This is a genomic window from Bacillota bacterium (assembly GCA_030705925.1).
Lineage (GTDB): Bacteria > Bacillota > Clostridia > Oscillospirales > Feifaniaceae > JAUZPM01.
This window is the reverse complement of sequence record JAUZPM010000001.1, coordinates 104,237-127,802: the sequence shown is the minus strand read 5'-3', so window position 1 is coordinate 127,802 and position 23,566 is coordinate 104,237. Positions and strand designations below refer to the sequence as shown.

The 23,566-nt window shown below is 39.2% G+C and carries 18 protein-coding genes; 17 read left to right on the top strand and 1 reads right to left on the bottom strand.

The window, feature by feature from the left end:
* The 8 genes from Q8865_00540 to glpK form a co-directional block, all read left to right on the top strand.
* Nucleotides 1-998 (top strand): sugar ABC transporter ATP-binding protein (locus tag Q8865_00540; protein ID MDP4151915.1); only part of this gene is annotated, 998 nt, incomplete at its 5' end.
* 13 nt (nt 999-1,011) lie between these two features.
* Nucleotides 1,012-1,986: an ABC transporter permease gene (locus Q8865_00535; protein MDP4151914.1), complete on the top strand. Its 975-nt coding sequence runs from the start codon at nt 1,012-1,014 to the stop codon at nt 1,984-1,986.
* A 37-nt stretch (nt 1,987-2,023) separates the two neighbouring features.
* The gene (locus Q8865_00530; protein ID MDP4151913.1) at nt 2,024-2,713 is read left to right on the top strand and encodes a cyclase family protein; all 690 of its coding nucleotides are present in this window, start codon (nt 2,024-2,026) and stop codon (nt 2,711-2,713) included.
* 14 nt (nt 2,714-2,727) lie between these two features.
* On the top strand, nt 2,728-3,036 hold the full coding sequence (locus Q8865_00525; GenBank protein ID MDP4151912.1) for a hypothetical protein: 309 nt from the start codon (nt 2,728-2,730) through the stop codon (nt 3,034-3,036).
* Complete coding sequence (locus Q8865_00520; protein ID MDP4151911.1) at nt 3,000-3,617, top strand: TIM barrel protein; 618 nt, start codon at nt 3,000-3,002, stop codon at nt 3,615-3,617. The genes Q8865_00525 and Q8865_00520 overlap by 37 nt, the downstream gene beginning before the upstream one ends.
* A gap of 34 nt (nt 3,618-3,651) precedes the next feature.
* The gene (locus Q8865_00515; GenBank protein ID MDP4151910.1) at nt 3,652-4,482 is read left to right on the top strand and encodes a transketolase; all 831 of its coding nucleotides are present in this window, start codon (nt 3,652-3,654) and stop codon (nt 4,480-4,482) included.
* Complete coding sequence (locus Q8865_00510; GenBank protein ID MDP4151909.1) at nt 4,482-5,417, top strand: transketolase C-terminal domain-containing protein; 936 nt, start codon at nt 4,482-4,484, stop codon at nt 5,415-5,417. Before Q8865_00515 ends, Q8865_00510 begins: the two co-directional genes overlap by 1 nt.
* Nucleotides 5,418-5,434: 17 nt before the next feature.
* Nucleotides 5,435-6,925 (top strand): glycerol kinase GlpK, encoded by a 1,491-nt coding sequence (gene glpK / locus Q8865_00505; GenBank protein MDP4151908.1) that lies wholly within the window; start codon nt 5,435-5,437, stop codon nt 6,923-6,925.
* 1,273 nt (nt 6,926-8,198) lie between these two features.
* On the opposite strand, the gene Q8865_00500 is transcribed toward glpK, so the two are convergent.
* Entirely contained in the window at nt 8,199-10,373 is a 2,175-nt protein-coding gene (locus Q8865_00500) for an AraC family transcriptional regulator (GenBank protein MDP4151907.1), read from the bottom strand.
* Nucleotides 10,374-10,611: 238 nt separating this feature from the next.
* On the opposite strand from Q8865_00500, the gene Q8865_00495 reads away from it, so the two are divergent.
* The 9 genes from Q8865_00495 (at nt 10,612) to Q8865_00455 (ending at nt 23,532) form a co-directional block, all read left to right on the top strand.
* Entirely contained in the window at nt 10,612-12,258 is a 1,647-nt protein-coding gene (locus Q8865_00495; protein ID MDP4151906.1) for an extracellular solute-binding protein, read from the top strand.
* Between the two features lie 286 nt (nt 12,259-12,544).
* On the top strand, nt 12,545-13,369 hold the full coding sequence (locus Q8865_00490; protein ID MDP4151905.1) for an ABC transporter permease subunit: 825 nt from the start codon (nt 12,545-12,547) through the stop codon (nt 13,367-13,369).
* 13 nt (nt 13,370-13,382) lie between these two features.
* On the top strand, nt 13,383-14,336 hold the full coding sequence (locus Q8865_00485) for a carbohydrate ABC transporter permease (protein MDP4151904.1): 954 nt from the start codon (nt 13,383-13,385) through the stop codon (nt 14,334-14,336).
* Nucleotides 14,337-14,344: 8 nt separating this feature from the next.
* Nucleotides 14,345-15,217, top strand: a complete 873-nt coding sequence (locus Q8865_00480) for a sugar phosphate isomerase/epimerase family protein (protein MDP4151903.1) — start codon at nt 14,345-14,347, stop codon at nt 15,215-15,217.
* Nucleotides 15,218-15,234: 17 nt separating this feature from the next.
* Nucleotides 15,235-17,307 carry a beta-galactosidase gene (locus Q8865_00475; GenBank protein MDP4151902.1) on the top strand — a complete coding sequence of 691 codons (2,073 nt, stop codon included), beginning with the start codon at nt 15,235-15,237 and terminating at the stop codon, nt 17,305-17,307.
* A gap of 13 nt (nt 17,308-17,320) precedes the next feature.
* Nucleotides 17,321-19,243 carry a beta-galactosidase gene (locus tag Q8865_00470; protein MDP4151901.1) on the top strand — a complete coding sequence of 641 codons (1,923 nt, stop codon included), beginning with the start codon at nt 17,321-17,323 and terminating at the stop codon, nt 19,241-19,243.
* Between the two features lie 24 nt (nt 19,244-19,267).
* Entirely contained in the window at nt 19,268-20,695 is a 1,428-nt protein-coding gene (locus Q8865_00465) for a hypothetical protein (protein ID MDP4151900.1), read from the top strand.
* Nucleotides 20,696-20,746: 51 nt separating this feature from the next.
* Entirely contained in the window at nt 20,747-22,585 is a 1,839-nt protein-coding gene (locus Q8865_00460) for a class I mannose-6-phosphate isomerase (protein MDP4151899.1), read from the top strand.
* Nucleotides 22,586-22,596: 11 nt separating this feature from the next.
* Nucleotides 22,597-23,532, top strand: coding sequence for an ROK family protein (locus Q8865_00455; protein MDP4151898.1), 936 nt, complete (start codon nt 22,597-22,599; stop codon nt 23,530-23,532).
* Nucleotides 23,533-23,566 lie beyond the last annotated feature (34 nt).

Here is a 23,566-nt window from a genome sequence, read left to right as displayed (position 1 = left end):
TTTTGATATTTGATGAACCTACTGCTGCATTAACAGCCAGTGAAACTGAATTTCTGCTAAATCTTATGAAACAATTGAAACAACAAGGTAATTCTATTATCTTTATAACTCATCGTTTAGAGGAATTACTTTCAACTACAGATCGTATTACAGTTATGAGGGACGGAAATGTTGTCGGAGTTTCAAACACGCCAGATATTACAATTGATGAATTAATTGAACAAATGGCGGGTAAAAAAATTGTAAGGCAGAGGCAGGAGGAGCGTGAAGTCAGCAACGAAACAATATTAAGCGTTGAGGGATTTTCACGTAAGAATGAATTTGATGATGTTTCCTTTGAAGTTAAAAAAGGTGAGATTTTCGGAATAGGAGGTTTAGTAGGTTCCGGAAGGACAGAGCTTGCTAATGCTATATTCGGGATTACTAAAAAAGATTCTGGAAAGCTTATATATAACGGCAAAGAGGTGGACATAAAATCACCTCCGCAGGCTATAAAATTAGGGATCGGATATGTTCCTGAGGAGAGAAGAAACCACGGTATATTCCCAATATTATCGGTGTATGAAAACACTGTTATTACTATATACCAAGATCTGTTTAAAAACCTTAGATTGCAACATGGCAAAGCAAAGGAAATAACCGGAGATTATATTGATAAGATTAGAATAAAAACACCATCTGCAAATACTGCTATAAAAAACCTTAGCGGCGGTAATCAGCAAAAAGTAATACTTGCAAGATGGCTTGCAAAAAATACAAAGCTTTTAATTCTCGATGAGCCGACAAGAGGTATTGACGTAAATGCTAAAACTGAGATATATAGCCTTATTCGCACATTAACAGAACAGGGATTAACAGTAATTATTATCTCTTCTGAACATGAAGAATTATTGCTGCTAACTGACAGGGTTATGATTATGCACGAGGGGAAAGTTAAAGGTGTCAAAAAAACATCCCAGCTTAAGCAGCAGGATATTCTAGAAGTCGCATTAAAATAGGGAGGCATTCGCCATGAAAACCGAAGTAAGGCCGCTAAGAAGATTTAACTTATTAGATATGCCAACGGCCGGGATGATTTTCGCAGTTCTTGTCGTGTTATGTTTAGGACTTGACATTGCAAATCCAGCATTTTTATCTAGATATAATCTTTCTACTCTTAGTAGATCAATATCATTTACAACAATAGTTGCATTCGGACAGACACTTGTATTACTTACTGGCGGCATCGATTTATCAGTTGCAGGCGTTGCCGGAATGTCAGGAATTCTTTCTGCATGGCTTATGGTCAATACAAAAATCAATCCCTTTGTTTGTATTTTGATGATTATCATATTAGCTTTTATAAGCGGCTGTATAAATGGGTTGCTTGTTGCTAAGGTTAACATGGTTCCTTTTATTGTAACACTGGCAACAGGAAGTATTTTTACTGGTGTAATTTATGTTGTAACAAGAGGTTCTCCGATAATGGGAATTCCTCCTTCAGCAACAATGCTAGGACAAGGTATGATAGGACCCCTTCCACTGCCGACTTTATTTATGATTATTCTTGGACTCATCGGAATGTATATGCTAAAGTACACACCGTTTGGCAGATACATATACGCGGTGGGCGGCAATGAACGCGCGGCTCGTATTGCCGGTGTTAAGGTTGCTAAAGTGACCATCCTTGTATATGGTATCTCAGCAGTAATGGCAGCAATAGCGGGGATATTAATCACTTGCAGGCTTGGAACAGCTCAGCCCAGCGTTGGTGCTGCTTGGGTTATGCCATCTGTAACCGCCGCCTGCATCGGTGGCACATCACTCGCAGGAGGACGCGGAGGAATTCTTGGCGCCATCGTTGGCGGCATCTTTATGGGCGTAGTTTCTAATGCGATCGTAATACTTGCAATCTCTCCTTATTGGGAGCAGGTTATTACAGGTATAGTAATTCTTATTGCTATTGCAATAGATAGAATAAAAGCTATACGTAATAAAGAAGTATAACAGTCCAGAGTAAACTAGTAAATGAAGGGGAAAAATAATGAATATTAATTTCGAAAAAGTTGTTGAATTAAGCCACGAAATGTTGCCCGGAAAAGAACCGTTTGATCTGAAAGTTCATCTGTTTGATGTTGATGCATTAGGGGAAAGAGGTGAGCCGCATAGCCCAGGTGTGTGGTATGTTGCGGCTGACGTAGCATTTTCGACTCATTGTGGAACTCATATTGAATTCCCACTTCATCACTGGAAGGGCGGAGACGATGCTATGCATTTTCCGCTGAGTAAAACTATAGGCGAAGCAGTTGTACTTGATTTTACAAACAAAAAGGCTGGCGACAGCATAACGCTTGATGAAATTAAAGCAAAGGCTGATCAGGTAAAAGAAGGAGATATAGTTTTTATCCGTACAGATTTAGATAAAAAGTGGAGGACCGAAGATTGGGAGCCTTTCCCGTATTTTGAATGTGATGCTCTAGAGTGGCTTCTGGATAATAAGAAGATAAAAGTTGTAGGGTCAGACGCTACCTCTATCGAAAATCCCCATATTGAGGATCAGCCTAATCATACGGCCTGCTTTAAACGCGGAGTAGCTATAGTTGAGTCTTTGACCAATCTATCTAAGCTTGAGAACGGTCGTGCCCTAGTATTTATACTTCCGTTGCCTATTGAGGGGATTGAGGCTTGCCCGGTTAGAATAATTGCTGTTAATAACGGGGGAATAACTGCTTAATTTAGGAGAATAGGATGGAACTCGGATTGAATCTTTCCTTTGCAACTAAGCGCTGGTTAAAACCTCATCTGCTTGCCAAGATGTGCAAAGAAGATTTTAATATAAGCAGAGTGCAATTTACGTGGGATTTAATAGACCCATGGTGGCCGGATGAACCTAGAAATAGACTTGCAGTACAATTTAAGGAAGCCTTTGAAAATGAGGGGCTAGAAATCAAATCCACTTTTGGCGGTGTCGCTTCGTATACTATGCTCCGCTTCTTGCTCCGTCAGAATTACAAAGGGAGATATCCTTTCAGTTTTTTAAAAGAGCGATCGACTTAACAAGGGTTATGGGTGTTGAAGTGATGGGAACCCCTATTGGAGGAATGTCATATGAAGACGCCAGAGACAACAGTACAAGGCAAAGGCTGTATGAGACGGCGCTAGATTATATTAAAAAACTTGCGGCATATGGCAAAGAAAAAGGGCTTAAAGAAATTCAGATTGAAGCAACTCCCTTAATAACCGAATTTCCTCATGATCCGGAAACGTCAGTAAAGCTTATGGAGGATTTAGAAGGGAAAACCGATATACCGGTACGGTTGTTAATAGATTGGGGACATGCATTGTTTAAGCCCTTGCTTAAGGAAAAGGCGGATATGGAATTGTGGCTTAAATCTTGTTCACTTTATGTTTCTGCCATTCATCTTCAGCAGACGGATGGACAATGGGATAGACACTGGGATTTCACTAAACCTGGGATTCTTTCAACTGGGGTAGTAAAAGAAGTTACGAAAAATTGTGATATGGAGCATATTGTTCAATATCTTGAAGTTGTGACAATATTCGAAGATTCTGATGAAGCTGTTTACAGTGGCATGAAGCAATCGATGGATATGCTTCATAAAGTATTTGATAGTTAAGTACGTAATAATTAATTTTATGGAGAAAAAAATAATGCCTAACATTAAAGAACTTCAAGCTAAAGCAATAGCGGTACGCAAAGAATTGCTTCAGACGATTTATATTGGTGGAACTGGTCACACAGGAGGGGCGCTTTCCTCGACCGATCTTCTGGTAGGTTTGTTCTACTATAAAATGAAGCATGACCCTAAAAACCCTTTGTGGGATGAAAGAGACCGTTTTTTGCTTAGTAAGGGTCATAGTGTAGAAGGTTATTATACGATTTTGGCAGACTGCGGATATTTTCCTAAAGAGGAACTGAAGACATTCAGCAAATTCAAATCAAGATTGATCGGACACCCCAGCACAAAGGTGCCAGGTGTAGAAATGAATACCGGTTCACTTGGGCACGGATTGCCTGTAGGCGTCGGTATGGCTATTGCTTTTAAAATGGATAATAAGGATAACAAAGTGTACGTTTTAATGGGTGATGGTGAGCAGGCTGAAGGTTCTATTTGGGAAGCTGCTATGGCTGCGTCAAATTATAAGTTAGACAACATTGTGGGAATTGTTGATAGGAACCATCTTCAGATAAGCGGAAATACCGAAGATGTTATGAAGCTTGAGGATTTTTCTGCAAAATGGACCGCATTCGGCTGGGATGTGCAGCAGATTAACGGCAATAATATGGATGAAATAATTAAAGCTTATGATTCTGTATGTACTAAAAACGGAAAGCCTCATCTTATAATAGCTAACACTATTAAGGGCAAAGGCGTTTCCTTTATGGAAAACGTTGCTAAATGGCATCATGGCGTTCCGACTGAAGAGCAACTCAAAGTGGCTTTAGAAGAGCTGGACTGCCAGTTGAAGGAGTTGATGTAATGGAAAAGGTACCCAACAGAAAAAGCTTTACTGATACACTTCTTGAACTTGCAAAAAAGGATAGAAATATAATTGCAGTTGCAACTGATTCGCGTGGATCTGTAACGCTCGGAGATTTTGCAGATCAGCTGCCCCGCCAGTTTGTGGAATGCGGCATTGCTGAACAGGATGCCGTCGGCATATCAGCAGGCCTTGCAACCTGTGGCAAAAAGCCTTATGTATGCGCTCCCGCAAGCTTTTTATCAACAAGAAGCCTTGATCAGATTAAGGTCGATGTTGCCTACAGCCATACGAATGTTAAAGTTATAGGCATAAGTGGTGGTATAAGTTACGGAGCTCTTGGAATGTCTCATCATTCGCTTCAGGACATCGCAGTTATGAGGGCGATACCCGGCATAACAATTATTCTCCCTTCTGACAAATTTCAAACAAGGGAAATGACAAAGGCTTTAGTTGATTTTGATGGACCCGTATATGTCAGAATGGGCAGGGGACCAGTTGAAAGTGTATATTCTGATGGTTATTGCCCATTCGTTATTGGAAAAGCAAATGTTTTGAAAGATGGAAAAGATATAGCGATAATAGCCACCGGCGAAACGGTTATCGAAGCTGTAAGAGCGGCTGAAATTTTAAGTAAAGATAATAAAAATGCTCGCGTTATTGATATGCATACGATTAAACCTTTAGATGAAAGCGTGATATTACAGGCTGCTGAAGAATGCGGAGCGATTTTAACTGCAGAAGAACACAGCCTAAATGGAGGACTTGGTGAAGCAGTCGCCCACGTCCTGATTCAGAACAAACATGTGCCAATGAAGATTTTGGGATTCCCGGACGAGTCACTCGTATCAGGCAATTCTAAAGAATTATTCGAATATTACGGGCTTAATAGTGACGGAATAGTATCTCAAGCAAAAAGGCTTTTAAATGTGTAGACCAAGAGGGTATAGAAATGAGCAAATTCATTTTAAGCATTGATCAGGGTACGTCGGGAACAAAAGTTTTACTATTCGATAATAGGGGAAGATATGTTCACCGCGTAAGTGTGCCTCATAAACAGTTTTACCCGCATCCCGGATGGGTTGAACACGACGCTATGGAAATCTTTAATAATACCGTTGCTGCGATAGACTCTGTAATAAAAGAAAGTCACATTAATGAAGCCGATATTTCAGCTGCTTCAATATCGAATCAAAGAGAAACTGTTGTCGCATGGGATAAAAGTACCGGATTGCCTGTTTCAAATTCAATTGTATGGCAAGATAACCGCGCAACTGAAATTTGCAATGAAATCTTAGAACAGGATTTTGGCGATACAATAATGAAAAAAACAGGACTCGTTCTTTCGCCTTACTACTCTGCGGCAAAGATGAAATGGATCTTAGATTCTGTTCCGGGAGCAAGGGAAAAAGCGGAGAATGGCAGCCTATTATTCGGAACAATCGATAGCTGGCTGATTTACAAATTTACTGGTGGACAAGTTCATGCAACTGAATATTCAAATGCAAGCAGAACACAGCTTTTGAATATCTCAGAATTGACATGGGATGAGGAATTGCTTAAGATTTTTACTATTCCCAGGGCTTGCCTGCCGGAAATATATTCTTCAAATCACATCTTCGGAGAAATTGCAGTATCTAGTTTATCAAATAAAAGCATTCCGATAGCGGGAGTCCTTGGAGATTCTCATGCTGCTCTTTTTGGACAGAATTGTTTCGAACGAGGCATGGCAAAGGTAACTTACGGCACGGGTTCTTCAATAATGATGAATATCGGAAAATCACCGTATGAATCTAAAAAAGGATTGGTAACTTCCATTGGATGGGTAATTGGTAATTCTGTGGAATATGTTGCAGAAGGAAATATCAATTGTTCCGGTGCTACAATAAAATGGCTGGTTGATGATTTACAGCTCATCGAAGATTCTAAATCTACTGAAGAGATTGCATCAAGTATTAATGACAACGAAGGGGTTTACATGGTTCCTGCTTTTGTTGGATTAGGAACACCATATTGGGACAGTGATTCAACAGCGCTGATAACAGGAATGACAAGAGGGACCAAAAAAGCTCATATAGTGAGAGCTGTACTTGAATCAATGGGATACCAGGTAAAAGATATTTTGGACATTATGACAGGAGAAGCTAATGTCACGTTAAAAGAAATAAGGGTCGATGGGGGACCGACTAGAAACAGTTTTATTATGCAGTTTCAATCTGATATGCTGCAGGTAAATGTTGTTGTTAATCAAGTGGAGGAAATATGCGCTTTAGGCGCTGCATATATGGCTGGACTTGCCATAGGACTATGGAAGAACAAGGATGAATTAAAAGGGCTAAGGACAAATGATGTGATATTTAAGCCCAATATGTCAGTTAAAAAAAGAGATGATCTCTATCAGGGTTGGAAGAAAGCAATAGCGCGAACGTTAATAAAATTATAAAAGGTGCGTTTCTAAAAAGAAACGCACCTTTTAAGATTGCCGTTTTTTAACTCAGCACAGGGATTATTTTGTCATTATGCTTACTTAGTTTTTTTGCAATATCAAAATAAAATTTAGAAAAAGCAAGAGATAATGTGCAAACAAAAACTAAATTAAAAATGAGTCTATAGGAGCTTCTGCTTATACTTAAATTAAATAATTCATTCTGAGAAATATAAAGAAAGAGTGGATGGCTTAAGTAAATAAAGAATGAAACCTGGCTTATAAATTTATAAACATTTTCGAATTTAACTGATTTTATATGCGTTAGGGCACATGATATATAATAAAAAACAAAAATTGAAATAACACAATAAAATATATGCATCGTATCGCCTAAATAATAAAGTTTAATGTTTGAAAAATTGAGGTATGAATTATAAAGGTGAATAGCTGATAGAAGGATGTAAATTAAGAATAATAAATTTTTATTATCCTTTAGGAGTTTTAAAAACGATTCATAATGTTTTCCGCAGTAAGCACCTAGAATTAAAAATAGAAGATATGCAGGCAAAATTCTGTCGTTATATTTTACTGTTTCATATAATATGACATTATTAGTAGCTACAGATGCTAAAACTAGTTTAGTAAATATGGTTACTATTAAGGCAAGCATTACCCCGTTTAGAACAGAGAGCTTTTCAACGTAATATAAGAATAATGGGAGCAGCAGATAAAACTGAAATATTAAAATCATAAAATAAAAATGCGAGCAGAGATTACCAAGCAGCAGCCCTTTAATATATATAATTGGTGTCATCCTAATAAAATTTCGATAGCAAAAATAAAAATAATATATAGTAACGAATATAAAATAATGAATATACAATTTCGAAAAACGATTTTTTAAAAAAGAGCCATAGTGAAAATGTTTATATGATCTCTTCTTAAGGAAATATTTCATTGAGCTTAAAAACAAAAACGCCGGGACAACAAAGGAAATCGACTTATATAATATAAAAATCAAAACATTATACGTTGTACACTGTGGCGTTTGCATTAAGGGTTCTGATAGCAAATGTATCATAACTACAAAACATGTTAATAGAGCTGTGAATATAGTTATTTCTTTTTTCATTTTTGTTTAGCAACCTTCAGGAAAATCTTTATATTTATATAACAGGATTACCTCAGAAACACTGTGATATTCCCGAGGTGAAATATTACTTATTTATTACTATAATAAAACATTACTACTTATTTTTCAACAAAAAGCGGGCAGGCTGTAAGATATTCAGCTTCTAAATGTACTGGGTGATTGTTTATATCTTCGCTTAAAAGCTTTGTAAAATGAATTTGGCGATGAGAACCCGCACTCTGAGGAGATGTTATTGACAGTTAAATTGGAGTCCTTTAACAGCGCATATGCTTTTTCAAGCCTTAAATCTTCAACATATTCAAAAAATGATTTCCCTGTAACCGCCCGGACTATTTTTTGAAGAGTAGTTTCAGAGATACCAAAATGCGATGCAACCATTTTGGTATAGAGATTTTCATTTGATATATGTTCATTAATAAATTCGCAGACAGAATTAGAAAAACGAGTTTTGCTGTTCTCACGAAATTCCAGCATACGGCTGCAAATGTTTTCGCAGCATTCAGATAGCTCATTGAAGAGCTGCTTTATATTCATTGGATCATTGTAACCCGGAATGTAAACAGACGCTATTGAATCATAATTTTCAAGTTTAATGCGAAGAAGTATATTTCTAATATTGTAATAAACCTGCTTGACCATTACTTCGTCAATATAACCGCTTGATTGAAGCTTTTTACAACTTGAATCAAGAATGGATTTAACAGAATCACGATCTCCAACGAGAAGTGCAGCATACAATTGCTGCATATTGTTGAAATCAAGGACTGTATTCGCTATTTTTTGCGGAAAATCCTTTGCGTTACATATAGATATTGAATTGGAATAATCAGAAAGCAGCGACATATTTCTTATTTGAGAATAGGCATCAGATATATGTCTGCAATCAGAAAAGCATTCGCTGATTACGATATGAAAATCCATATCGTATTTTTCGGTCAATAGCCTATGCAATGTTTCTAAGGGTTGAAACCATGATTCTAAATCAACGTTTAGTGGAGGCGTAATAGGTAGAGTCATCATTATTGCGCTGTCACCATAGCTTTGCATATACACATCATTTGTCAGGTTGGCTGAGATGTCATCAAGCAAAGACACTTGGAGAGAAACAGCATTATCATAATTATTATCAGGCTTTGAAAAACTCAAAAAAGCAAGACAAAAGCTTTCCGGGAAACTCGGGAAGAACTTTACAAATTCATTATAAGCATCTTTATTGTAAAGGCCGTTAACTAATGCTTTTTCAAATATATGTATACGAATTATGCTTTTTTGCGCCTCAATGGTCTGCGCGTATGTATCTATTGTTTGATCGAGCCCTGTTATCGCATCTGCAATAAAATCATATTCATTTTGATCTGGCAAAGAATGTTGTTCAATGTGTGTTCGATTAGCAATACCAACTAATTGCCTAATTGGGTTTGTACTGCGATAAGCGAAAAATGAAGCCAGCATTACTCCGACGATAATCATAATTACTAGATAAAGAAAAATCATTGCACGTATTGGAGAGAGCCTTTTTGAAATCAAGGAATTAGGGATTCCTACCTCCACTTTCAAACCCGTAGAAAGACTTTCATAAGAAATAGCATGAAAGCCTTTTTTTGTTGTATATTGGTGATTTATAAGCAAATTGCCCTCAAGGTCATAAATACGCACATAACCGTCTTCTAAGATTTCAGAAGGCACGAGAGTTTCTAAAAGTGCCTGCTTTTTGATCGTAACATAAAAAATGCCGGGTAAGCTTTTAGTTAAATTAGGCGGCCAGCCGCAGACATAAGTAAGACATGGATAACTGTCATAGTCGCTTGAGGTTACTGTCGCTTCAGGTAGAAAGGAGCCAGTCGAATTTGATTTTAGCAGAGTATTACATTCCGTAAAATTTTTATTGTTATATACAAAATGCTCTTCATAAGATCTTGAATTGAAAAAACTTCTATAACGTGTAAGTATCGTTCCGGTTCTAAAAATTATTCCCGCATCCGAGACGAGAGATTGTGTACCGATCAGATTGGAAAAGTTCGTCTGAACATGATTTAGATTTACATAATCAGAAACCGGGATGGCTGTATTGTCAACAAACAAGTGTCGGTAGCGTGTGTCAGAGTAAGTTGTTTGGGATAGGTCGATGAGTGAAAGAATCTGCTTTCCAAATGTGTCAACTCCATTTTGAACCATATTAGCGGAGATCGTATGCTCCTGTTTCAGTATAATGCCATAATATTTAAAGTATGTAGGAACGATCATTAGAATTACACACAAGAAAAAAATGAGGTATGTTTCGAAAAACCGGATTAAAGCTTTATTCTTCATCATAAACCCCTGACTGAAATTTGTACGGCAATTGTTTGTCTATATTATACAATAATTAATGCAAAAATGCTATCACAAATGAAATTCTAACGAATTTTCAGTATGCTTTTGAAAATTCAATATCCGAATTTTATACGGTTTTGACGTTTATTCACTATTGCGCTTATTATTCACATTGAAAATATATTGATTAAGTGTTTAGATATAACCAGAGGAAATTTGGGAAAGGAAGATCTATATGAAAGGTTTAAGGAGACTTGTATTATTTCTAACGGCTGCTTCACTTTTACTTTCTGCCGGGTGTGCGAGTTCAACAACCACCGGCAAAAATAATTCTAAAGGCGGCTTATGGGATACTGGTAAATTTAATAGTCCGGGTACGTTCCCAATTTGCAAAGAAACTGTAGAATTATCAGTTTGTCTTCCGAAAGCTCCCCAGGTGGAAGATTTCGCAACGAATACACAAACTAAGCTTCTTGAAAAGGAAGGAAACTTTAAACTTAATTTTACCACACTTCCGCAGGCAGAATACCATACAAAACTTAACCTTATGGTCGCGTCTGGGGGTGATGATCTTGCAGACGTGCTTATGGGCGCGTTTGAAGATTCTCAGGTTTATAATTATGCAATGTCCGGAGCAATCATCCCGCTGACTAATTACTATAAGGATGCTTACTATTTAAAAGAAGCAGAAAAGAGAACTGGTGTTGATTTTAAACCAATGATCACATCTCCGGACGGTCAAATTTACGGAATTGCAAGATATAATCAATCTATAAGCAATGAATACCCTGCAAAGATGTATATGTTCCAGGATTGGTTAGATAAGCTGTCTCTTAAATCGCCCACTACCCCGGATGAGCTTTATAATGTGTTGAAAGCATTTAAAACAAAGGATCCTAACGGAAACGGCCAGCAGGATGAAATTCCGATGGTTGGAAACACAAGCAATACATATTGGATCGAATATTTGATGAACCCATTCGTTTATGCGGGAGATTCAAACTATTTTACCGTCGATAATGGGAAAATAGGTCTTGCCTATACAACCGATGAATGGAAAGAAGGACTTAAATTTATTAAAAAGCTGGTAAGTGAAGATCTTCTTTCACCACTTTCCTTTACACAGGATAACAAAGGTTACGTATCTATGTTAGGCCAGCAGCCAACGGTTGTCGGTTCATTTGTGCAAAATGGTCCTAGCTCTATTCCTGCAAACGATAAACGCCGCACGCAGTATTCTGGTGTCGCTCCTCTTATTGGTAAAAACGGAACACAGTATGCAAGTTACACTCCCAGTGTTGCGAGCATTGCAATGATTATATCAAAAAACTGCAAAAATCCTGAAGCAGCATTTATGCTTGGCGATCTTCTTGTAAGTGAAGAAATGTCTATCCATACCCGCTGGGGTGAAAAGGGAGTAGATTACACTGAGCCAAAACCAGGAGACATAAGCTTGTATGCAGATTTAGGATATAAGCCATCTTTAGTAGAAGTGCTGCCGTGGGGTAAACTTCAGAATAAACATTGGGCACAGCAGGGCCCGTATATTCGCCAATATTCAATTTCAGCAGGAGTAGTGTGGAGCGGCGACCCGCTTGATACAGCCCCGGTTATTGCAAAAGCACAGAAGCTCTACTTTGACAAACATCCAAAAGAAGTAATACCAAAACTTATTTATACACCTGAAGAAAGTGACGCTGTGACCGAAACGCTATCGTCTCTAAAAAATTACGTTCGTGAAAGCGTAGCTAACTTTGCGACCGGCGCTCAGGATATAGATACGCAGTGGGACTCATATTTGAAAAATATTGAGGGTATGGGCGCTGACGATATGTTGAAGAATGTTCAGAAAGCATATGACCGCATGTATAAGAAAAAATAATGCAACTAAGTAAGGCCTGTAAAGAATAAGCCTATCCTTTACAGGACCTTGCTGACAGTGCCTTAACAGTCCGCCGTATAGCGGCCTTCGAAGAAAGACCAGCTTTTATCATTTTATGCTTTGCGTGATAAGAGCAACTATAAAATTCATCTTGTGCCGGCGCAAAGCGGCGGAATGGAGTTTTATGACAAAAAATAAAACATTAAAAAACATAATGAACCATTGGCAATTGTATGTATTCTTGCTTTTGCCGGTTATATACATAATTATTTTCTCTTATGTTCCAATGGCGGGACTACAGCTGGCCTTTAAGAAATATAATGTCAGACTTGGAATATGGGGAAGCCCGTTTATAGGTTTTCGAAATTTTATTAAGTTTTTTAACTCATACCAATTTGTAAGAGTAGTAGGAAATACGCTTAAAATATCTATTTACAGTCTTATTGCAGGGTTTCCGATCCCGATTATTTTTGCACTTATACTGAACAGTGTGCGTGCAGAGCGTTTTAAGAAGACGATGCAGACTGTTACATATATGCCACATTTTATATCAGTAGTTGTTTTAGTTGGGATAGTCGTTCAGATCATAAATCCGCGCGTTGGCTTACTCAGCACAGTATACTCAGCATTAAATAATGGAAGATACCCTCCTGATCTGCTTGCAAATCCTGGCGTCTTTCCCCATTTATACGTATGGTCCGGTATCTGGCAGACATTCGGTTGGAATTCAATTATTTACACGGCTGCTCTTGCTTCGGTAAGCCTGGATCTGCATGAAGCGGCTCAAATTGACGGGGCAAGCAGATTTCAGCGTATGATTCATGTGGATCTTCCTGCAATCATGCCTACTGCGATAATTATGCTTATTATGAGATGCGGTCATATCATGAGCGTAGGCTTTGAAAAAGTATTTTTGATGCAAAACGATCTGAACCTTTCCACAAGTGAGCTGATTTCGACATATGTTTATAAGGTTGGGTTATCTTCGAGCGGGTCAATGGATTTTTCATACTCTACTGCAATAGGTTTATTCAATTCTATTATCAACCTTATACTCATTATCATTGTGAACTCAATCTCAAAACGCGTAAGTGAGACCAGCTTGTGGTAAGGGAGGCGATATTATGACAAAAACAGAAGAAAAGACATTTATAAATAAAAATAATCTTTCCATTAGCAGTAAGGGAAGTAAAAAAGTAAAGTCACCAATTGAAGATAGGATATATTACACAGTTATTTATACTCTTCTAATTTTTATACTCCTTATAGTACTTTATCCTTTAGTATATATAGTTTCAGCATCATTTTCATCACCAGAGGCTGTTACATCGGGTAAAGTGGTGCTTTTCCCGGTGAGCCCAAGCCTCGCTGGTTACAAGGCTGTGTTTAAGTATAAGGATGTATTTATAGGTTATCGTAATACCTTCTTTTACACGATTGTAGGTACTGCGGTTAATGTGGCAATGACTTTAATGACGGCGTATCCGCTTTCTAGAAAGACTCTGCCGGGCAAGGGATTCTTTACATTTCTTTTTACATTTACGATGCTTTTTTCCGGCGGTATGATTCCCAATTATATGTTGATGAAACAGCTGCATCTTCTGAACACACCATGGGTCATGATTATTCCCGGGGCAATAGGCGTCACCAATCTTATAATTACAAGGACTTTCATGCAGAGCAATATACCTCAAGATTTGCTGGAGGCCGCACAGATAGACGGGTGCTCTGATTTTAAATATTTCTTTTCTGTAGTTCTGCCGCTTTCCCAGGCAAATATAGCAGTAATAACGCTTTACTATGCAGTCGGACATTGGAATTCATATTTCAACGCATTCCTTTTCCTCAGTAATAAAAGGTTATTTCCGTTGCAGCTTTTCTTAAGGGATATCTTGCTTTTAAGTCAGATTGACTCAAATTCTGTTGCCAATCAGGATACGCTAGTTGCGGTGCATGGTCTTGCTGATCTGCTTAAGTATTCATTGATTGTTGTTGCAACGGTTCCTATCCTTTGTCTATATCCCTTTGTTCAGCGTTATTTCGTAAAGGGAGTAATGATAGGATCGCTGAAAGGATAGGGGCAATTTTGAAACTTTCAGTTAACACCCTGCTCTTTGGGGCTTGTCCGGATAGAGATCGGTATACGCCGGTGGAAGCAATCAAGAGGATTGCAAAAGCAGGATTTGATGCAGTAGATTTCAATTTCTGCCCTACCATCCATGACGAAGCATATTTACGCATGGATAACTGGAAAAACACCATTGAAAAAGTGAGTCAAACCGCAAATGAATGCGGAATTGTTATCGAGCAGTCACATCTGCCGTTTTATAATTTTGCTACTCCCGGATGCGAAGAAATGGAGTTCCGAGGGGAAATGCTGTCAAGATCGATTACTGCATCAGCTATACTTGGAGTCAAGTGGGCGGTTTTTCACGCAGGGAATGCGCCTGATGCAGTACTGAGCATAAAGGAATCAAAAAGAAGGACCTTGGAGTTCCTAGACCCATATTTAAACCAGGCAGCAGCGCTTGGGGTGGGAATAGCAATAGAGAACCTGTTTATACCGGCATATCTAAATTCTACGCACAGATATTGTTCAAATGTTGAGGATGTTTGCGATCTTGTTGATACTATCGGTGAAATTGCAGGTATATGCTGGGACTTTGGACATGCGAATCTTATAGGAGATAATCAGACGGATTGTCTAAAGGCTGCCGGCAAAAGATTAAAAGCGTTACATGTTCATGATAACCGGGGAAAGCATGATGATCACGCACCGCCGTTTACAAGCGGAAGTAACATAAAATGGGCGGATATCCTTCCTGTTTTAAAAGAAATCGGATACAGCGGAAATTTTAATTTTGAGGTCGGGGCGAGCCGTGTACCGGATTCATTGCATGATGGCCTTGCGAGTTTCCTAGAGCTTACAGGAAGATACATGATAAAAATGATAGGTTGATAGTTTGGGAGCAGATAATGAAGCAAAACATTGATTTGGAAAAGTTTAGAATTGTTCAGGGTTTGACAATCTCTAAAGCATCCGGGCTTTCTTTAAAACCGGATAAGGATGGATATATCCGCTTACGTCTTGAAGGAGATGCCGGAAAACTCGGCGGGGAAATATGGGATGATGATAAATATTTGATCATAGATATGCTTGCAGATATGGATGCGATGGCTAATATTGACCTTCTTTTCTTTAAAGCGGAAAAAACCGATCCGAATGAAAAGAACTGCATCAACTGCCGCATGATTCCAACTAGACGAGTAAAAATGGCGATTAAACTGGATGAACTTAAATCAAAACGATATTTTCTTCCTACACTTCCCGGGATGCTTAAAGGTCATATATCCTGTATTCCAACAAGCATTAAAGCGATGAGCGCCATGGAAATATATATTCACCCCGGTTACAGCCATGTATTTAAAAGCATCCATATATTCGAAATATATCTCTCAGATACCATTCCTGATATGACGGTGATAGGAAAACCCCTTGTAGATGAGCTTGGGCAATGGACTGAAAAAGAATGGGGCGGCAAGACGCACGGGGTAGATGAATTAATAGCTTATCTTAAAAATGAATATGCAAGTGCAGAAAAAGATAACAGCTATCCTGAAGGATGGAGCAGATTCGGCGGGTTCAAAGATATTAGATTTGATAAAACCGGTTATTTCCACACTCATTTTGACGGGAAACGCTGGTGGTTAGTCGATCCAGATGGTTACGCATTTTTCAGCAACGGCATGTGCTATGGCAGCCGAATGGGAGTTCATGGTTTTGTGGATAAGATGGAGAACCTCTTTTCATGGCTTCCCAAGAAGGATGATCCTGAATTTAGTGACGCTTGGACGACTGCTGATAAAATACCCGAGTTTGCAAAAAGAAACGGAATTGATGCTGGCAGGGAGCGCTATATGTTCAATTTTGCACGGGCAAATATGATACGTGCATTTGGAAAAGACGGTTGGTGGGATGCCTGGGTAAAAATTAACGGTTCAAGGTTAAAACGCTGGGGTTTCAATACGATCGGTGTCGGCGTCGATAATTATATAGATGAGCGTGTTTTGGATTTTCTCAATGCTGTTAAGATACCTTTTGTCTGGACGCTTAAAAACTTCCCGCTTACAGAAAAAAGGGTATTCAGAGATTTTCCAGACGTTTTTTCGGATGAATATGCAGAAAAGTCTAGGATATTTGCAGAGCAGCTTATTCCACTTGCAGGTAATCCATATTTTATAGGTTACTTTGTAACAAATGAACCAGAGTGGAAATTTCAAAAAGTCAATCTGGCTGAACGCACTTTTGCAAGTCCTGAAAGGCTTGACAGCAAAACGGCATTGATTGAACTGCTTCATAAAAAATATGATTCTATTGCTTCACTCAATATTTCATGGAATTCTAATTTCACATGTTTTGAAGATCTGTACACTCCTGTTGAACGCTTAAATATGTTAAGCAGCGGTGCTGAGGCTGATTTGAACTCGCTTCATATTATACTCCTTAAAAAATATGCATCTATCACTGGCGATGAACTTAGAAAAGCGGCGCCCAACCATATGAATCTAGGTATGCGGTATTCGTCGGGAAGCAGTAAAGAGATGGGCGGCTGTGAAGAATACGATGTATTTTCATTTAATCGATATAATCCGTCACCGACTGAACCGCTGGACGAGTGTTCAATGGTCTGTGATATGCCGATGATTATTGGGGAATGGCATATTGGGGGTGGAGATAAAGGGCTGTTTGCACACGGTCTGCTTTCATCCCCGACTCAGGAGGAACGTGGACGTGCATGCGCATATTTTATGCAGAATGCAATGGCACATAAAAACTGCGTCGGAATTCACTACTTCGAAATGAACGATCAGCCCCTACTTGGCAGATTTGACGGTGAATGTATGCAGCATGGGGTAATTGATATTTGCAACCGGCCATATGATGAGCTTACAGCCTACTTTATGAAAACTAATAGGCACCTTTATGGCTATGTAACAGGAAAAATTGAACCCGCAAAAACTGGCGGATTAATCCGCCGCGCAAGATAAAGGAGTATCTAAGGTGTATACATTAAAAAACGGGATTTTATATAAGGATGGAGTTGCACATATCGCATTAGGGCAGTCCTACTACCCATCTTACCATCCTCAAAAGGTGCCTGTTCTTGAGACCGGCGACAGAATGGGTGAAATGGTAAAAGATCTTAAAGATATGAAAGACGCTGGCTTTAATATTGTAAGGATGGCTGCACTTGGAAAAATTGAGCTTGATGATAACAATGAGGTTTCAGTAAGCTTTCCATTTATTGATGAGATGCTTAAAGAGGCAAGCAGAGACGATCTTGCAACTATGGTGCGTCTTCAGGGCTATAGTATTAACCTGCATGGCTATGAGAATGCAACGATGCAAAATCAAAGCGGTGAAGAGATGCCATTTTATTGGTCATGGTTTGTTAGAAACTGTTTAAATCATCCCGGTATCCTTGAGGATAATGAAAGGGCAACTCTCGTTTCAGCGGAGCATTTTGGAAAGTTCGACGATATGGTCAGTTTTCAGATTTATAATGAGGCAGCTTACCCGACTAAGGAATTTTATGATTACAATCCGAAAACAATAGAGTCTTACCGCAAATGGCTGATTGAAAAGGGGTTAAAGTCTGAAGAAGAGGCGAAAGATTACGAGCCTCCGAGAAGAAGACCATATTACGATGAAGATCCACAGGAGTGGGTGAACTTCCGCCTTTTCAATACGGAACGCATGAGTGGCTTTCTGAATAACTTAAGTGATATTGCAAAAAAGGGTTACCAAAAAGCCGAAACGCTTACATGTCATATGGCAAGTCCGTTTACATCAGGAAATGCACTTAGAGGTCAGGATTATTTCGATATCGCAGAGCGGATGGATATTGTGGGCATTACGCATTATGTCAAATCATACGGCCCGGATTACTACCTTGCTTCTTTAGTGCTTGATGGGGCAGAGTGTGCAGCAAGCACATACGGCAAAAATGCCTGGCTTATTGAATATAACGCCCGTACAGCATGCACTCTTTCTGAGTGGGAACGTGAAACATACAACGCAATAGGTTCTGCGTTTAAAGGAATAATGTATTACCAGTGGAGGGCGGACTTTCCGTTTGACGACGCACCGGAACCAAATGGGTTTGGGATGGTTTTCAATAACGGAGATAAAACTGAAAAGTATGATGGTGCTGTCAGAATGACAAAATTAATCGACAGCCTGTCTCCATATATAGCGGAAAGCAAAAAAGTAAGAAGCCGAATAGGGATATTGTATTCGAAACATGCTAACGCCTATTATGACGCGATTGACAACGGTGATGTGAGGTCTGTATATCACGGAAAAGATCGCAATATCGAATTTCTGCGGCGTATCTATACCGCACTTAAAGATTGCGGTATCACACCGGATATAGTAAGAAGCTGTGATCTCTCAGACAATCCGCTTGGGATAGAAATGCTTTTTGTGCCTTCTGTTAAGGGGCTATCGGAAACAGAAACAGAAGAAATCGCGGCATTCGCCGAAAAACATACAGTTTTTAATTATACAATAAAAGGTGACGGCTATATCATCCACGAAAATTGTAATAGCGAAAAAATTCCGCAGGGTTGTTCTTATTCAATGGCAGAGCTAATTAGTGTGCTCGATTATATTCCGGCTGCGGCGGTAAGATGCCCCGATAATTCAGTGAGCACGGGTTTGATTGAAGGCTCAAATAAATTCGGCAGGCATTATTTGATATCACTTACAAACCATGACGGATTTGAGAGAGCTGTTTCAGACGGTAAACTTAATATTTCGGACGGAATCGGTGGAGGCGTAAGCAAGGCGAGATGGATCACTCCATACGAGCAAAAAGATCTTGTAATTGAAAAAGATGAAAAGGGTTTTGGGATTTCGCTTCCAAAGATCGATACCGGAGCTTTTGTGATTTTATATAACGGGGATTTTACAGCATTATAATAATTTTAGTTTGGAGAGATGGAAATGAACATTGAAAGGGCCGCTAAAATCGGGCTTTTGCTTATTGGTTCTCCACGTTTTAAAACACTCGGAGAAGGTACTGAAAATGGCACATATGGGGAAAGAAAGCAGATTGAAGTCGACGCCATAGTAAAAAATCTGAGTGTTGCGGGAGAAATCGTATTCCCAGGGATAGTCTATGAGCGAGATGATGTCAAGAAAGCTATCGAAACCTTCTTCAGTGAAAAAGTGGACTGCGTTGTGGCGGCATATCTGTCATGGTCAGAAGATTTTGCATGGATTAGATTTTTAAGAGACATGCCTCCGGTTCCGATTCTGTTTGCAAGCTTTATCCGTGAGAGCGTTGATATAACAGATACAAACGATGAAGACCAGTTCGTGGATTTTCTTTCGGCAGGCAGTCTTGTCGGCGTGCAGGAGGGGTCAGGGGATTTTAAACGCTTTGATCGCCCCATGCGTGAGACGTTTATAGGGGATATGAATCAAGTTGTAGATAAAGTCAAAAAGTTTTCCAGTGCTGCCAGAGTACGTTCGATGCTTCGCAGTTCGACGATGGCGCTACTTTCGTCCTATAACGAAGTGATGTGGTCGACCTATGTCGATCCTTACAATATATTTTATAAAATTGGACCAGAGATCCGCTTTTTATCAGTGGCACAGCTTGTTGACGAGATAGATGCAGTTTCTAATGAGGATTTGAAGGTGACCGCAGGTAAAATTAAAGAGCAGTTTAAATTTTATAAAGATGTGGATATGATCAAATTTGAGGCCTCTGTTAGGGCTTCAATGGCGCTTGAGAATCTCTCGGCTAAATATGATGTAGATTTAACTGTTTTAAATGATATCGATCCTGTTCTCTTCCAAAAGGTCGGTTTACGTCCTGGTTTTCTACCTACAAACAAGCAGTCAAAGCTTACTGTTGTGCCTGAAGGCGATATAGGCGCAGGGCTGGCGGTATATATACTTACTCTGCTTTCTGGAAAACGTGCAAACTTTATAGAGCCGTTTTACATAATCAAACAAAGGAATACTTTTGCGGCTGGCCATGCGGGTCCTAATGATTACACGGGATGCCCGGAAAATACCATAATAGCTCGGGATACCCGCTTTGCAAAAACAAATTATAAATATGCAGGAGCACCGTTTGCGTGGTATGTCTTTCCCGCAGGCGAAAAGACGATGGTGCACATGTCGGAAAATAACGGGCGTATGAAGCTTGTCTGTACTTTAGTTGAGGCATTGCCGACTGACCATTATCTTGCGAGCTACTCACATGCAGAGTTCAGACACAAGACGCTTGAACCGCAGGAACTGTTTGATCGCCTGATAAATATAGGCGTTACTCAGCATTACGGGATAGTCGACGGCAATTATATGGAAGAGCTTAAGGCGTTCGCCGAATTAATGGATTTTGATTTTTATCAAATATAATAAGAAAGTTTGACTGTTTTATTATTGCGGCAGTCAAGGAGAGGTGCAATTATGAGTTTTATGTTTAACCCCTATCCATACGATGATCCAAATGCGGTCAATAAGATAGACAGCAGTGGTATCGATGTAAAAAGTATTGTTAATGGGAGTGCAGCAACCGCTGAGAATTTAGCAAATGCTGCGCTAGAGAAGATAAACAGCGCTAGAAATTGTGTCATGGGTTTTGACGGGTATGCGACTGCGCCGGTAGATGTTCTTACAACTCTGACCGGCCAGCAGCTTTCATTAAAGAAAATACCGTTCAATATTATTCAAACTTCAGACTTATTTCAGGATGAAGATGTGCTGAGTGCATATCTTGAAAAAAACAATCTGCCTACAGACAGAGAAAAAGATCCTGTTTTACTTTATGGCCACCGTTTTATAGGTGGTTACGAAAAGTTGTTTGATGAAATTAAGCTGAAAGAATGCATAGATAAGATAATTAATTTCAAAAAAACAGGCAAAGGTGTTTTGATCATTAGCGGAAGCGGCGCGCTCTGCGAAAAACTGAGGGTTCTTTACGACCGTAAAATTTACGTTGATATAACGCCGCTTCACGCTATATTAAACGTAAAACGAGGCAATTACCTAAATATTGGGCTTAAAAATGCGCTTGAATTCAAGGCTATGGCAAGACGCTGTTATTACGTTGACTTTGAACTTGCACTTGATTTAAGACTTCAGCTGCTTAAAAACGGTGAGATAGATGATTATGTAATAGGCGTTGACCCACTTAATATGAAATTATTACCATATGCTACACTGAAGCAGGTATTTGAAAAGGGGCTAAAATATCCGTTCAGATGCAGACCTGTTTATCTTGAGGGGGTTTGGGGCGGATATTCAGTTCACAAGCTCAGAAACCTGCCTAAAGAGATGAAAAACTGCGCATGGGTATTTGACATGATACCAATGGAGGTCAGCATCGTTTACGACGTTGAAGGAATGTTATTGGAATTCCCATTCTATGCGCTCGTACAATGCGAGAGTGAAAAACTGATGGGAAAAGAGAGCGTTTCAAAATTCGGCAATTACTTCCCGGTTAGGTTTAATTATGATGATACCATGCATTCAAACGGAAACATGTCTATTCAGTGCCATCCAGGCGAAAAATATGTTGTTGAAAACAATGGCGAGCTTGGACGTCAGGATGAAAGCTACTATATAGTTGAAGCAGGTCAGGGAGCAAGAACTTTCCTCGGCTTTAATAACGGAGTTGACGTTGAACAGTTTATAGCTGATACTAAAAGGTCTGAAAAGGAAGGAACTCCCGTCGATTATGAAAAATATGTAAATGCTGTTGAGTCTAAGCCGGGCGTTCAGGTCATGATTCCGGCCGGGACGATTCATGCGTCAGGGCGAAACCAGCTGATACTTGAGATCGGAAGCCTTACGGTGGGATCATATACATATAAGATGTATGATTATCTTAGAAAAGATCTTGATGGAAATCCGAGACCTATTCATACGTATCACGGTGAAAAAGTTCTTGTGCGTGATCGCAATACAGACTGGATAAAATCCAATGTTGTACAGGAAAAACGTCTTGCTCGTAAAGGTGAAGGCTTTGAAGAGTATATAGTGGGTGAACATGACCTGCTGTATTTTACACTTCGCAACGTAAAGCTTGTTGATAAAGCGACAGATAATACTGACGGCTATTTTCATGTTCTTGCACTGGTTGATGGTGAAAAAGTGCTTGTTCGCTCTAAGGCACATCCAGAATATTGTTTCGTACAGAATTACCTTGATATTGTTGTTGTTCCTGCGGATATGGGTGAATATGAAATAATCAATCTTAAACCGGGTACTACGGCGATTCTTCATAAAACAATGCTCAAGCATTAAGGGGTAAAGGTATGGCTGAGAGAGAGCAGGCAGTACTCGCAGTTGATGTTGGCGGCACATTTTTCAAATCAGCGCTTGTTACTACAGATGGGGAAATTATCAAAGACAGTAAGATACAAGAGCCTGTTGATTCTTCTGGACCGGCTGACGGAATCAAAAGATGTCTGCAAAACATACTGAAAAAGCAATACATTTTTGCTCAGAACAGATTTGAGTTGTTGGGGATAGGAATAGACACTCCCGGACCTTTTGATTTCATAAATATGGAAAGCAGGATGCAGCACAAATTCAAATCTATTTATGGGATACCCCTAAAACCTTGGATCCAAGAAATATTTGACAACGTCTACATAAAGTTTTTGCATGATTCCTCAGCTTTTCTGATCGGAGAGTCATGGAAAGGTGCTGCTAAAGAATATGGAAATTCAGCAGGCGTAATGCTTGGAACCGGACTTGGCTTTGCAGTGATGAGAAATAAAAATATTTTGCAGAATTGTGACGGAGGCCCTGCGGTCAGTATTTATAATTTGCCGTTTAAGGGAAAAACGGCGGAAGAGTATGTATCGAGGCGCGGAATGATTTCAAGGTATTTAAGTAAATCCCCTTATTCTCAAGATATAGATGTTGTTGACATCGCTGAATTGGCGCAAAAAGGTGATATAAATGCGATGCAAACTTTTGAAGAGACCGGTCAGGTGCTTGGTGAAATAATAAGTCCTATCCTAAAACGGTTTGACACTGAATGTCTTGTTTTGGGAGGACAAATCTCAAAATCCTTTAACCTTTTTAGAAATGCGTTAGTCGCTGGACTTGATGGCGTAAATTCACTAAAAAAAATTGATTCGAGTGCGGACATTGAAGGGGCTCACCTATTGGGGTGTGCGGCAGCTATACTTAGTGGCGTTAATGTTAATGATATTGTCAGGTTTGAGATTTTTTCAGGTTAATATAGGTTCTTACATTCAGTTAATCCATTAAATT

Excerpts from the sequence above, each read along its gene's own strand:
- Q8865_00535 (MDP4151914.1), top strand. The coding sequence starts at position 1,012 with ATGAAAACCGAAGTAAGGCCGCTAAGAAGATTTAACTTATTAGATATG.
- Q8865_00530 (MDP4151913.1), top strand. The coding sequence starts at position 2,024 with ATGAATATTAATTTCGAAAAAGTTGTTGAATTAAGCCACGAAATGTTG.
- Q8865_00525 (MDP4151912.1), top strand. The coding sequence starts at position 2,728 with ATGGAACTCGGATTGAATCTTTCCTTTGCAACTAAGCGCTGGTTAAAA.
- Q8865_00515 (MDP4151910.1), top strand. The coding sequence starts at position 3,652 with ATGCCTAACATTAAAGAACTTCAAGCTAAAGCAATAGCGGTACGCAAA.
- Q8865_00510 (MDP4151909.1), top strand. The coding sequence starts at position 4,482 with ATGGAAAAGGTACCCAACAGAAAAAGCTTTACTGATACACTTCTTGAA.
- glpK (MDP4151908.1), top strand. The coding sequence starts at position 5,435 with ATGAGCAAATTCATTTTAAGCATTGATCAGGGTACGTCGGGAACAAAA.
- Q8865_00500 (MDP4151907.1), bottom strand. The coding sequence starts at position 10,373 with ATGAAGAATAAAGCTTTAATCCGGTTTTTCGAAACATACCTCATTTTT.
- Q8865_00495 (MDP4151906.1), top strand. The coding sequence starts at position 10,612 with ATGAAAGGTTTAAGGAGACTTGTATTATTTCTAACGGCTGCTTCACTT.
- Q8865_00490 (MDP4151905.1), top strand. The coding sequence starts at position 12,545 with ATGGCGGGACTACAGCTGGCCTTTAAGAAATATAATGTCAGACTTGGA.
- Q8865_00485 (MDP4151904.1), top strand. The coding sequence starts at position 13,383 with ATGACAAAAACAGAAGAAAAGACATTTATAAATAAAAATAATCTTTCC.
- Q8865_00475 (MDP4151902.1), top strand. The coding sequence starts at position 15,235 with ATGAAGCAAAACATTGATTTGGAAAAGTTTAGAATTGTTCAGGGTTTG.
- Q8865_00465 (MDP4151900.1), top strand. The coding sequence starts at position 19,268 with ATGAACATTGAAAGGGCCGCTAAAATCGGGCTTTTGCTTATTGGTTCT.
- Q8865_00460 (MDP4151899.1), top strand. The coding sequence starts at position 20,747 with ATGAGTTTTATGTTTAACCCCTATCCATACGATGATCCAAATGCGGTC.
- Q8865_00455 (MDP4151898.1), top strand. The coding sequence starts at position 22,597 with ATGGCTGAGAGAGAGCAGGCAGTACTCGCAGTTGATGTTGGCGGCACA.